Source organism: Nocardiopsis coralliicola, from assembly GCF_054779695.1.
The window spans coordinates 1-12,366 of sequence record NZ_BAAGXT010000021.1; the positions used below are offsets into that span (position 1 = coordinate 1).

The window sequence follows — 12,366 nt, forward strand, 5'->3', positions numbered from 1 at the left end:
GGCGGCACCCCCGCACACGGCGCCGCACCGCCGCCCTTCGGCCCGACCGGCGGCACCCCCGCGCACGGTGCACCGGCGGAGCCGCCGCACGGCCAGGCTCCGCCTCCGTGGGGCCCGCCCGGACCGCCGCAGGGGCCGCCGCCCGGCCCGCCACTCCCGCCGTGGGGCCCGCCCGGACCCCCGGATCAGGCGTTCTCCGCTGCGGGGGCGCCTCCGCCGCCGCAGCAGGCGCCGCGCAAGAAGAGCCGTGCCCTGCCGATCGCGCTGGGAGTCGGCGGCTGCGGCCTGGTGTTCGTGCTGCTCGCCGCCTTCGGCCTGATCGCGATGATCGCCAACGACGGCGGTCCGCCGGCGGAACCGCTCCCGCCCGCGGAGTCTGCCGAGGGCGAAGGGGAGAACGGCGAAGGCGGCGAGGACGAGGGCGAGAGCGGGGAGGAGGACGGCTCCGACGGCGCGGCGGCCGGCCCGCACTCCACCTACTCCAACGACTGGTACGACGTCGAATACCCGGCGGACTGGGAGGTCTACGAGGACAACCTGGAGGCGGACGATACCGGCATGGTGTCGTTCTACGACCCCTCGACCGAGCGCCGCCTCTCCGTCATGTCCTGGGACAACACCGACGGCTACGGCAGCCTCCGCCAGCTGACGGCCGACGACGAGGACGCCGCCTCCTCCGGCGACTACGAGGACTACGAGACCCTCGCGCTGGAAAGCGTCGGGGCCTCCGAACTCCCCCAGGGGTGGGGGTCGGACCACGACGTCGCGACCGTGGTCAACACCTACGGCGACGACTCCTGGGAGAACCAGGAGCGCTACGTCGCCGAGTACAACGTCGTCGTCGGCAACACGGGCTACGCGCTCGCCCTCAACGTCCCCGAGGACGAAGAGGCCGACTACACCCCCGAGCTGGAGCACTCCCTGAACAGCTGGGTGCTGAAGTAGCCGGGCAGTTGCGCAGCGGTGCCGCCGAGCGCGGAAGGCCATTCCGTCCGCGCCCGGCGGCGCTGTGCTCCGGCCCGTGCCGCGGCGGCGGAGCGGCGCGGACGGGAGAGCCGGTACCCGCCTTTTTCGGCGCGCTTCCCTGCGCTGCGGCCGCCCGTTCCGGAAGCGAGGGGCGGCAGCTGACCGCGTGGCGCTGCACCATCCGGGCCGTGCGGGACGCCCCGGAGCAGCAGCAGGTCGGAGAGCGCCGCGCTCCCCCGGCCGGGCCGTACCTGCTGCTCACCGGGCGGCGCCCTTCGCCGCGGGGATCCCGGCAGCCGCTGCACCGTGCAACGCGGGCGGGCAGGCACGGGCCGGATGTCCGGCTCTCCGGGGCGGCAGCGCGTGACACCGGGGTCGCAGGGCGTCCGATCTGTGCGCAATGATGGGCGCCGCCGGGGAACCTTCTGCCGGGCGGGCCGCGTCCCAACCAGCCGGACGCAGCGGCCCGCAGCGCATCCCCGGTGCCGCGGCTGCCGCCGCAGCAGCCAGCTGCCAGCGTGTCGACCCCCCGAAAGGCCCCTATGCCGACCGACAACGGAACCCGCATCGTCGCCGAGCGCTACCGGTTGGACGGAGAACTCGGGCGCGGCGGAATGGGCACCGTCTGGAGGGCATGGGACACCCAGCTCCAGCGCGCCGTCGCACTGAAGGAGATCTTCCTTCCGCACCGGATGAGCGACCGGGAGCGCGCCGAGGCGCGCGCCCGCGTCTTCCGGGAGGCGCGCACCGCGGCCCGCGTCCCGCACCCCGCGGTCGTCACCATGCACGACGTCTTCGACTTCGAAGACAACCCGTGGGTGGTGATGGAGATCCTCCCCGGCCGGGCCCTCGACGACATCCTCGCCGAAGGGCCGATGCCGGCCGCCGACGTGGCGGCCATGGCCCGCCCGCTCCTGGACGGGCTGCGCGAGGCGCACGCGCGCGGTGTGGTCCACCGGGACATCAAGCCCGGCAACATCATGATCGACGAAGGCGGCCGGGTCGCCATCACCGACTTCGGTATCGCCACCGCCGAAGGCGACACCACGATCACGGGCACCGGCGCGCTGGTCGGCTCGCCGGAGTACATGCCGCCGGAGCGCCTCGAATCCCAGCCGGCCACCCCCGCGGGCGACCTGTGGAGCGTCGGCGTCACCCTCTACGCCGCGCTGGCCGGCACATCCCCGTTCCGGCGCACGACGCTGACCAGCACAATCGCCGCCGTCATCTCGGGGCCGATCGCACCGCTGCCCCAGGCCGGGCCGCTGGAGGAGCTGCTCGCACGGCTGCTGGAGCGCAACCCGGACGAGCGCGCCGACGCCGCATCTGCGCTGCGGATCCTGGACGGCCTGCCGCCGATCTCCGCCCAGGCGGAACCGGTCGAGGCGGCAGAGGACGGCCCGGGCGCTGCCGGAGCCGCTGCGATCGGGACCGCGGGAGCCGGCCTGACCGGAGTCCGCACGCCGGCGGAGGGCAGTCCTGCCGGCGACACCCGCGCCGGCGGTCCCGACGCGGCCTCCGCAGCCGGCGTCCAGCCCGCGGGCAGCACCCCCGCACACGGCGCCGCACCGCCGCCCTTCGGCCCGACCGGCGGCACCCCCGCACACGGCGCGCCGACACCGTTCAGCGGCCCCCCGGAGAGCACCCCGGCGCACGGAGGGCCCGCGCCGTTCGGCGGCCCCGCCGGGGCGCCGACGCACGGCGGGCCGCCGGAAGGACCGCACGGCCCGACACCTTCGTGGGGCCCGCAGAACCCTCTCCCGGGGCCGCAGCCCCCCGGCTTTCCCGGTCCTGTGCACGGTCCGCCTCCCGGATGGCCGGGCCAGGCGCCGCTCTCCGGGCCGGGTGCTCCGCCTCCCGTGCCGCACCAGCAGGCGCCGCGCAAGAAGAACCGCGCGCTTCCGGTCGTTCTGGGCGTGGGCGGGTGCGGCCTGGTCCTCGCACTGATCGCGGTCCTGGGCATCGGCGCCCTCTTCATGGACGGCGGCGGCCCCGGCTCAACAACGCCGGTGGAGCCTTCGGAGGAGGGAACGGCAGGCCAACCGGTCGGATCCCAGGCCCGGTACAGCAACATCTGGTTGGAGTTCGAGCACCCTTCGTCCTGGGATGCCGACGACGGGGAACTGGACTTCTTCGAGATGGGCACCGTGTACTTCAGCGACGCCGAGGCCGAACGCGAGATGTCCGTCAACACCTACGACGCCGCCACCGGTCCCGGGAGCCTGACGCAGCTGGAGAGCGACGAGGAGGACGACGTCTCCCACGGCGGCTTCCAGGACTTCGAGACCCACGAACTGGAGGAGGTCGAGGCGGACCACCTGCCGGACGGCTGGGGCAGCTATGACGTCGCGGTCTTCACCAGGACCTACACCGACGAGGGGTTGTGGGAGCACCCGGGCCGCTACGTCGAGGAGTACAACGTCATCGTCGACGGCACCGGCTACGCGATCGAACTGAACGTCCCCGTCGAGGAGAAGGAGGAGTACACCGAACAGCTGGAGTACTCCCTGCACTCCATGGTGCTGTGGCCGTGACCCCCGGGGCCGGCAGAACCGCGCCCCCGCCCAGCCGCAGCGCCCCCGCCACGCAGCGGGTGGCGCATGCAGGTGCGGACGGCGGTGACCGGTAGCGGACGTGCAGGTGGCCGCATTGGTCCGGGTGCGGGGCGGGCGGGGTGCCGGCGGGTACCACCCGGGCAGGGACTCCTCCCCGGATGCGCCGCCCCTTGAGAGGTCCGCCCATGTCCACCAACGGCCCCCGCCTCCTCGCCGGACGGTACCGGCTGACGGGTGAGCTGGGCCGCGGCGGCATGGGGCGGGTGTGGCGCGCGTGGGACACCGCGCTGGAACGCCACGTCGCCCTCAAGCAGGTGCTGCTTCCGGACGGCGCCGAGGGCGACCGGCCGCAGACGCGGGCGCGCGTGCTGCGCGAGGCGAAGAGCGCCGTGCGGATCGCGCACCGGGCGGTCGTCACCGTGCACGACGTGTTCGACGACGGAGGCGTGCCGTGGGTGGTCATGGAGCTCATCCCGGGCCACCCGCTGTCGGAGCTGATCGCCGGCGGGGCCCTCCCCGCGGACCGGGTCGCCCGGATCGGCGCCGAGCTCCTCGCCGGGTTGCGCGCCGCGCACGGCGCCGGGGTGGTGCACCGCGACATCAAGCCCGCCAACGTGATGGTGGACGGCGACGACCGCGTCGTCATCACCGACTTCGGCATCGCGACCTTCGACGGAGCCGCGACGGTCACCCGGGGCGGCGCCGTGTTCGGTTCGCCGGAGTTCATCGCGCCCGAACGGCTCATGTCGCTGCCGGCCACTCCGGCGGCGGACCTGTGGAGCGCCGGCGTCACGCTGTACGCGGCGGCGGCCGGCCAGTCGCCGTTCCGGCGGCCCGCGATGGCCGCCGTGATCCGTGCTGTGGCGGACGGCCCGATCCCGCCGCTGCCGCAGGGCGGGCCGCTGGGGCGCGCCCTCGCCGCCCTGCTGCAGCGCGACCCGGATGAGCGCCCGACGGCCGATACGGCGCTGCGCATGCTCACTGCCGCTCCGGACGATCCCCTGCCGCGGACGGTCGGGGTGCCGCTCGCGCCGCCCGCTGCCGGCAGTACAGCCCCGGCCGAGCCGGCCGGGCCGGCTGGGCGGCTGACGCCGATGGGCGAGCCGCCGCGGCCCGCCCGTCGGCCAGGAGCCGCTGAAGCGACCGCTGGAGCGCCCGCGGCGCCCGATGCGCGGCCGGATCCATCCGGCGGCGCCGGACAGCGCGAGAGCCGCGCTCCAGGGGCCGGGGCGCCGGGATACCGGCTGCGGGAGCCGGTTGGTCCGGGGCCGGAACCGCCGCTGGGGCCGCGCGAGGCTCCGCGGCCGGCGCCGGCCGCGGAGGAGCCGCCAGAACCGGCGTCCCGTCCGCAGGAGGCCGCTCCCGAGGCGGCGGACGCTCGCAGCGCCGACCGGCCCCAGCAGGGATCTCCGGAGCCTGCGGCTGCGGGCCGTGCGCCGCGGCGCCTGCCGTCGCGCCGGACGCTTGCCGCGGTGTGCGCGGCCGCCGCGGCACTGCTGCTGCTCGCCGCGGGCGGACTGGCGGCGTGGTGGGACCGCGGGGCCGGCCAGCCGGCGGCGCCGGCCTCCGCATCCTCACCGGATGGCAGTGCGACGCCCGCGGAGGTCGAATTGGCGGAGTTCCGCACCGGCGCATTCACGGTGGGCTACCCGGAGGGCTGGTCGGTCTATGACGGCGAGATAGACGAAGACGGCACGGGCCGGGTGTTCTTCGCGTCGCCGTCGGAGGACCACGGGATCTGGGTCAGCGCCTGGGGCGAGGAGGAGGACACGAGCAGCCTGGCGGTACTCGAACGCAGCAACGGGCGCATCAAAGCCGACGGGGACCCGGACGTCGAACGGCTGGCCCGGGTCCCGGAGGAGGAGCTCCCGGCGGGGTGGGACGTCGACGAGGCGTCAGTGACCGAACTGCGGCTCACCAACGGCAGCTGGCCGACGCCGGAGCGCGCCTACACCGAGTGGGCAGCGCTCGCCGGCGGGGAAGTGAGCACGCTGTCCCTGAACGTTCCGGCGGGGACACTCGATGAGCACCGGCCGGTGTTCGACGCGGTGCTGGCGTCGTTCGCCCCCGGCTAGGGACCGGCCGCAGCGGCAGGGCCAGCCCGCATCCCGACACAGCAGCGCCGCCCCTCCCAGCGGCCCGAAGGACGCTGGAAGGGGCGGCGGTGGAGTGCTCAGGAGGGCCTAGTACCAGCCGTTGGCCTGGGAGTGGGCCCACGCCTCGCACGGGGAGCCGTAGCGGTCATCGATGTAGCCGAGGCCCCACTTGATCTGGGTGGCGGGGTTGGACTGCCAGTCGGAGCCGGCCGAGGCCATCTTGGAGCCGGGCAGGGACTGCGGGATGCCATAGGCGCCCGAGCTCGGGTTCTCCGCCTGCGGGTCCCAGCCGCTCTCCTTCTCCCAGAGCGGCTCGAGGCAGCCGGAGAACTGGTCCTCACCCCACCCGAAGTCGCCGAGCATCGCCTTGGCGGTGGCCTTGGGGTCGCCGGAGGGGACCGAGCCGCCGCCGGAAGAGTCGTCCTCTTCGGGCTCCTCTTCCTCCTTCTCCTCCTTGGTGGTGCCGGAGGCGCTGGTGGCGCCGGTCGCGGCCTCCTGGCGCTCCTGGGTCTCCTGGCGCTCCGAGGCGCGCTGGTCGTCGGAGACCTCCTCGACGCCGGCGAAGAACTCCTCGCCGCCCTCAGCGGGCTCGGGCGCCTGCGGCATGGCCGCCGAGCTCGCCTTTTCGGGGGTCAGGCCGGTGTCCGCCAGGGCGGAGACCCCGAAGGCCGTGCCGGCGACGACGGTCGCACATCCGACCGCCGCGGCGGCGCGCAGCGAGATCCGGTTGGTCAGCAAGAATCGCCCTTTCGCCAGTCGCACGCACCCAGTGCGCGCGATCGACTCGTGCCCCGGACTCACGTGGGGGCGGCGGTGGACGCCGCTCTCGCCACGGGGCCGCACTGTGGCACGCGGTCCTGCCGTGCCGGTGTTACGGGGGTGCACTCGGGGGGAGTGCGGTGTGCGGCCCGAGAGCTCACGGAGGCGCTTACTCGGGACGGGGGCCGGACGGCCCTCCGCTTCATCACGGCACCATAACACCAATTGGACGCAAGTCCAGCCCCACGAAACGGCCAACCGGAAGACGATCAAACGCTCCGCTCCGCCCCCGAAGCGTCGGCGCTGGTGAGGGTGACAGGGCTCGGTGGGACGCGCCACTACGGAAGTTTCTGCGGATCCGCGGGGGATCCCGCACGCAGCCCGGCCACCCGGTCACCCGGCAGTGAGCGGTGCGAACGATGTCCCGTCCGAAACCCGCTCCCGCGCTCCGCACGAACCCCCCGTTCGGCCCCGATCCGCCGTGCTCACCGCCGATCCACCGCAATCGGGCGGAACTCCGCTGCTCCCCCGGCGGCATGACCGATCCCACGCTCCTGCGGCGCCGGCGGCGGGCGGCGCACCAGCCGCCCGCCGCGGCAGTGGATCACCCGCGGAACAGGAGGGCGCGGAGTGCAGGTCCGCCCGGCCGGGGAGGCAGCACGAGCCGATCGGGGACGGCGGCCGGGGCTGGCGGCACCGCCGGGGCGAAGTCCGCAGCGCCCGCTGCCGCCGCCCGCGGCGGCCGAGGCGGCGGCTCCGGGACGCATGCTGCGGAAGGAAGCCAGGCCTGCGCAGCACGCGCGGCGCAACCCCCGGAGGGAGCGCCCGGGGGAACTGGGCCGGGCGGCGGCTGCGCGTGCCGGGCCGGGTGCGCGCGCCGCACCCGGCACCCGGTGAACCGCCCAGCCGGGCGCGGGATTGCGGTCGGAGACGCGCACAGCGCGCCTCTACGGCGCTGCGCCGGAGACGGCGGTTTGGACGGCTGCAGCACGCAGAGGCGGGACGGCCGAGCCAGCGCCGCCTTCACAGGCGGAGGACTGCAGCTGGAGTGCCCGAGGGCGACCGCCCGTACTGGCCAGGACCTGGGCGCACCGCGCAGCGGCCCGGCCGCCGCGGGCGGCGGCTTCCGCCGCGCCTGCGCGGAGCGCGGTGCGGCCCGGCCCCGACCGCCCCGCGGGCGGCGAGGGCCGCGGACCGGCTGGGCGGGTCAGTCGAAGAGGTGGACGCCGCACTCGGGCCACTGGCTCTGCCAGTTGCCGCCGACGGCGTCGTAGAGCATCTTGGCGCGGGAGGTCTGCTCGTCGGGCGAGGCTTCGGCGGGCGAGCCGCTGCCGCCGACGGACTCCCAGGTCGCCATGGAGAACTGGTAGAGGCCGTAGTAGCCGCCGGCGGAGTTGACCGCGGTCGGATCGCCGCCGGACTCGCAGTCGGCGAGGCCGCCCCAGTTGAGCGAGTTGGCGTCGGCGCTGCCGTCGGTGGGCGGAGTGCCGCCGCCGGACTCCGACTCCTCCTCTTCTTCCTCTTCCTCCTTCTCGGGGGTGGTCGTCCCCGAGGCGGCGCTCGCGCCGGCGACCTGCTCGCGGCGCTCCTGGGTCTCCTCGCGGTCGGCGGCCCGCTTGTCGTCGGAGACGCCGTCGACCCCGGCGAAAAACTCCTCGCCGTCCGCCGCCGGCTGGGGCTCCGGGACGCCGGCCGCGCTCGCGGCCTTGCCCGGGTCGCCGCCGCTGAAGTAGGCCGTCGCTCCGAAGAGGGTGGCGGCGGTCAGGCCCGCGGCGCCGAGGCCGGCCGCGAGGCGCGGGGAAATGCGGTTCACAAGCACGATTGGGCCTTCCATCGGGAGTGCACGCCGCCCGGCGCGGGACGCGGTATCGGGCCTGTCCGAAACAGGGGGCCGGGGGTTCTCCTACCGGCCCCACCTTGCCGAATGCCCGGCGCCCGGATGAACGGTTTCGCGGTGTGGCGGGTCACAATACCGTCACTGCGGTGGCGGGATCGGGGCGGTCCGCGCCGCGCCCGTACGCTACCGGAACTCCGTCCCCGCAGGGGGACCCGGGTCCGGCGCGTCCGCGTACGGGTGCCGCCGTGCGGTGAGGGCGCCGCACACCCCGCGTCGGCTCGGTCCGCTTCAGCCTCCTCCCACGCCGGCTCCGGTGCGCTGCGCACCGGGTTCCGGTCATCCGCTCCGCGCCGGGCTGCGTGCCGCCGCGGTCAGGGCGCGCCGTCCTCCAGGTCGGTGGACCAGAGCGAATCCCCGTTCTCGTCGCGCAGGTGGACGCTGAACGTACTGCCGTCCGGCGCGATCTCCACCTCGCCGAAGTTCTGGAAGCCCTCCATCGGCGACATGTTGTCCCGCTCCGGCGCGCGGACGTACACCTCCTCCGGGCCGAACGTCGGGTCGAGCTCGTTGGGGCCGAAGGTGCCGGCGTGCAGCGGCCCGGAGACGAACTCCCAGAACGGGGTGAACTCCGACGCGCTTGCCCGGTCCGGCGAGTAGTGGTGGGCGGCGGTGTAGTGCACGTCCGCGGTCAGCCAGACCGCGTTGCGCACGCCGTTGCGGTGCAGCCGGTGCAGGACGTCGTCGATCTCCGCCTCCCGGCCGCGCGGAGCGCCGGGCCGGCCGTTGGCGACCGCCTCGATGTCGTCCCCGTCCGGGACCACCAGCCCGAGCGGCATGTCGGAGGCGACCACCTTCCACGTCGCGGTGGAGCGGGACATTGCGCGCACGAGCCAGTCGGCCTGCTTCCGGCCGAGGATCGCCTCGTGCTCGGCGGTGCCCGGCGAGTTGGCGTCCCGGTACAGCCGCATGTCGAGGACGAACACGTCCAGGTGCGGCCCGTAGGGGATGCGGCGGTACATCCGGCCGTCGACGGCCTCCGCGGGCACCACCGGCTGCCACTCGTGGAAGGCGCGGTGCGCCCGGGCCGCGAGGACGTCGACGTCGCGCTCGGTGTAGCGGTCGTCGTCGTGGATCTCGCCGGGGAACCAGTTGTTGAGCACTTCGTGGTCGTCCCACTGCACGATCTGCGGGACGCGGCTCGAGAAGCCGCGGAGGGCCTCGTCGGTGAGGTTGTAGGAGTACTGGCCGCGGAACTCCTTCAGCGTCTCGGCGACCTTCGCCGTCTCCTCGGTGACGACGTTGCGCCAGATCCGCCCGTCGGGCAGTTCGACGGATTCCTCCAGCGGATTGTCGGCGTAGACCACGTCGCCGCTGTGCAGGAAGAAGTCGGGGTTGCGGTCGGCCATCACGGAGAACAGCGGCATGCCGCCGATCTCGGGGTTGATGCCCCAGCCCTGGCCGGCGACGTCGCCGGACCACTGGAAGCGGACGGGGCCGTCCAGGCCCGCGGTGCGGAAGGAGCCCGCGACGGGCTCGCTGGTGTAGCGGCCCGATTCGGCGCTGACCCGCACGTGGTATTCGCCGGCGTCCAGGCCGGTGATGCGGACCCGGCCGGTGCCGTCGGAGTCCGGGGTCAGCATCGGCCCGCGCACGGTGCGCGCGTCGGAGAAGTCGGCTTTGGCGGCGACCTCCACGATCATCCGCGCGGGGCGGTCGGTGCGCGCCCACACCACGGCCCCGTCGGCGCGGGGGTCGCCGAGCTGGATGCCGTGGGTGAGGACGGGCCGGTTGCGGCCCTGGGCGAAGGCGGGCGCGCCGGCGCCGAGTGCGGCCGCGCCGAGGCCGGCAGCCCCGGCGCCCAGCACGGCCCGGCGGGAGAACCGCCCGGCACCGGGGGTGCCGCGGCGTGCTGATCCGGTGTCGCTCGGGTGGGGGGAAGGGTGCGCGGGCTCCATCGTGCGGCTCCTCATCGTCGATCGCGGGGGCACTCAGGGGTCTACAGTCCAGGACCGAACGGCACCGGAACACGCGTCGACGCGAGGGAGAAATGGGACGCCGGGGGCGAACGCGGCGGCAGCGGACACCGGTGTGTCCCCGGGACGCGTTCCCGGGGAGGTGCGGGCGGCTGCTGCGCCGCGGGCGGGTTCGGCGGGGCGGAGGCTTCGGCGGGGGCGGCGGGGTCGGGCGCGACACGTGGGGCGGGCAGGGAGCATATCCCTGCCCGCCCCAACGGTGAAGGGCCCCGCAGTGGCAGCCGCGGGGCTGCGCACCGGCCCGCCCGGCCGGGAGCGCGCCGGTGGCGAGGCGCCCCGGCACGCCCGCCGCTGCGTTCTCCTCAGCGGAGGAGGGAAACCGCCCGGCTCCTGCCCGGCGCTGCCGGGGCGCCGCTGGCTACGGCGGCCCTCCGCCGAACACGCCCTACCCTTCCAGCATCTCGGTGACGAGAGCGGCGATCGGCGACCGCTCCGAGCGCGACAGCGTGATGTGCGCGAACAGCGGGTGGCCCTTGAGCTTCTCGATCACGGCCACGACGCCGTCGTAGCGGCCGACCCGGAGGTTGTCGCGCTGGGCGATGTCGTGGGTGAGGACCACGCGGGAGTTCTCCCCCAGGCGGGAGAGGACGGTGAGGAGCACGCCGCGCTCCAGCGACTGGGCCTCGTCGACGATGACGAACGCGTCGTGCAGCGAGCGGCCGCGCACGTGGGTCAGCGGCAGCACCTCGAGCATGCCGCGGTCCACGACCTCCTCGATGACGTCGGACGTGGTGACGGCCGACAGCGTGTCGTGCACGGCCTGCGACCACGGGTTCATCTTGTCGTTCTCGGTGCCGGGCAGGTAGCCGAGCTCCTGGCCGCCGACCGGGTAGACCGGGCGGAAGACCATCACCTTGCGGTGGTGCCCGCGTTCGAGCACCGCCTCCAGGCCGGCGCAGAGGGCGAGCGCGGACTTGCCGGTGCCGGCCCGGCCGCCCAGCGACACGATGCCGACCTCGGGGTCGGTGAGCAGGTCCAGGGCGATGCGCTGCTCGGCGCTGCGGCCGTGCAGGCCGAACACGTCCCGGTCGCCCTTGACGACCTTCACCGACTTGTCCGGGCGGACCCGGCCCAGTGCCTTGCCGCGCTCGGAGACGAGCACGAGTCCCGTGTGGCAGGGCAGGTCCCGCGCCGCCTCGACGTCGCCGCTGCCGCCCTCGAAGAGGCCCGCGACCTCGTGTGCGGGGACTTCGAGCTCGGCCATGCCGGTCCAGCCGTGCTCGATGGCGAGCTCGGCGCGGTACTCGTCGGCCTCGAGTCCGATCGACGACGCCTTGATGCGCATCGGCAGGTCCTTGCTGACGAGCACGACCCCTCCGGGGGCGGCCTCGCCGGGAAGCCCTGCCCCGGCAGCCCCGCCGTGCGGAGCGTCCCCGGGGAGCCCGCCGGCGGCCGCCGCAGCGGCGGCCGCTGCGGACGGTGCCGCCCGGTCCTCCCGGGTCCCCTGGTCCGACAGCGCCTCCGGTGCCGTCCCGGCCGCCTCGTCTGCCTCGCGCTGCAGGTTGCGTGCGACCGTCAGGATCCGGGTGTCGTTGTCGCCGAGCCGGAACCCGACCGGAAGGACCGCGGGGTCGCTGTGGTTGAGCTCGACGCGGAGCGTGCCGCCGAACTCGTTGACGGGGACGTCGGTGTCCAGCGAGCCGTGGGCGACCCGCAGGTCGTCCAGGCGGCGGAGGGCCTCCCGGGCGAAGTAGCCCAGCTCGGGGTGGTGACGCTTGCTCTCCAGCTCGGTGATCACCACGATCGGCAGGACCACCTCGTGCTCAGCGAACCGCGTGATGGCCGCCGGGTCTGCCAGCAGGACGCTGGTGTCGAGCACGTAGGTTCGCCGCTGTCCGCCGGATACGGCCACGGGGCCGCTGGTGGCGGAGGTGTGGAGGCCGCGGCGGTAGGTCGAGGACTTAGCCACTCGTTCTCCCCTTGGGCACCGCGAAGGCGCCCTTCTCTCACGGGATACCTGGGACCGGGACCGACCCCTGCGCAGGGCCGGGACCGGCCCTGGTCGGCGTGAGCTCCGCGGAGGAGCAGCACCTCGGACAGCAGGGGCCTCCCGAGGAGGGCGGATGCGCACCGCCCACCGGTTCCGACGGTACCCGGCTGAGGCCAAAGAGCAAGGCCCT

6 protein-coding genes and 1 pseudogene are annotated in these 12,366 nt (G+C 74.8%); 3 read left to right on the plus strand and 4 right to left on the minus strand.

Annotated features, from left to right (window positions below):
* The 3 genes and pseudogenes from ACYVGT_RS15840 to ACYVGT_RS15850 all read left to right on the plus strand — a co-directional run.
* A pseudogene (locus ACYVGT_RS15840) lies at positions 1-945 on the plus strand (serine/threonine-protein kinase); the annotation flags it as partial.
* Between the two features lie 563 nt (positions 946-1,508).
* On the plus strand, positions 1,509-3,500 hold the full coding sequence (locus ACYVGT_RS15845; RefSeq protein ID WP_460858905.1) for a protein kinase domain-containing protein: 1,992 nt from the start codon (positions 1,509-1,511) through the stop codon (positions 3,498-3,500).
* A 206-nt stretch (positions 3,501-3,706) separates the two neighbouring features.
* Complete coding sequence (locus ACYVGT_RS15850; RefSeq protein WP_460858907.1) at positions 3,707-5,596, plus strand: serine/threonine-protein kinase; 1,890 nt, start codon at positions 3,707-3,709, stop codon at positions 5,594-5,596.
* 108 nt (positions 5,597-5,704) lie between these two features.
* On the opposite strand, the gene ACYVGT_RS15855 is transcribed toward ACYVGT_RS15850, so the two are convergent.
* From ACYVGT_RS15855 to ACYVGT_RS15870, 4 genes are all read right to left on the minus strand, one after another.
* Positions 5,705-6,355, minus strand: a complete 651-nt coding sequence (locus ACYVGT_RS15855) for an aggregation-promoting factor C-terminal-like domain-containing protein (RefSeq protein ID WP_460858908.1) — start codon at positions 6,353-6,355, stop codon at positions 5,705-5,707.
* Between the two features lie 1,228 nt (positions 6,356-7,583).
* A complete protein-coding gene (locus ACYVGT_RS15860; protein WP_460858910.1) occupies positions 7,584-8,189 on the minus strand; it encodes a transglycosylase family protein in 606 nt (201 codons plus the stop codon).
* A 395-nt stretch (positions 8,190-8,584) separates the two neighbouring features.
* Positions 8,585-10,168 (minus strand): alkaline phosphatase D family protein, encoded by a 1,584-nt coding sequence (locus ACYVGT_RS15865; protein ID WP_460858912.1) that lies wholly within the window; start codon positions 10,166-10,168, stop codon positions 8,585-8,587.
* A 463-nt stretch (positions 10,169-10,631) separates the two neighbouring features.
* Positions 10,632-12,065, minus strand: coding sequence for a PhoH family protein (locus tag ACYVGT_RS15870; protein WP_460859056.1), 1,434 nt, complete (start codon positions 12,063-12,065; stop codon positions 10,632-10,634).
* Positions 12,066-12,366: the final 301 nt, after the last annotated feature.

What these genes read in the sequence shown, in the direction of transcription:
- ACYVGT_RS15850 (WP_460858907.1), top strand. Translation starts at nt 3,707, where the DNA reads ATGTCCACCAACGGCCCCCGCCTCCTCGCCGGACGGTACCGGCTGACG.
- ACYVGT_RS15865 (WP_460858912.1), bottom strand. Translation starts at nt 10,168, where the DNA reads ATGGAGCCCGCGCACCCTTCCCCCCACCCGAGCGACACCGGATCAGCA.
- ACYVGT_RS15845 (WP_460858905.1), top strand. Translation starts at nt 1,509, where the DNA reads ATGCCGACCGACAACGGAACCCGCATCGTCGCCGAGCGCTACCGGTTG.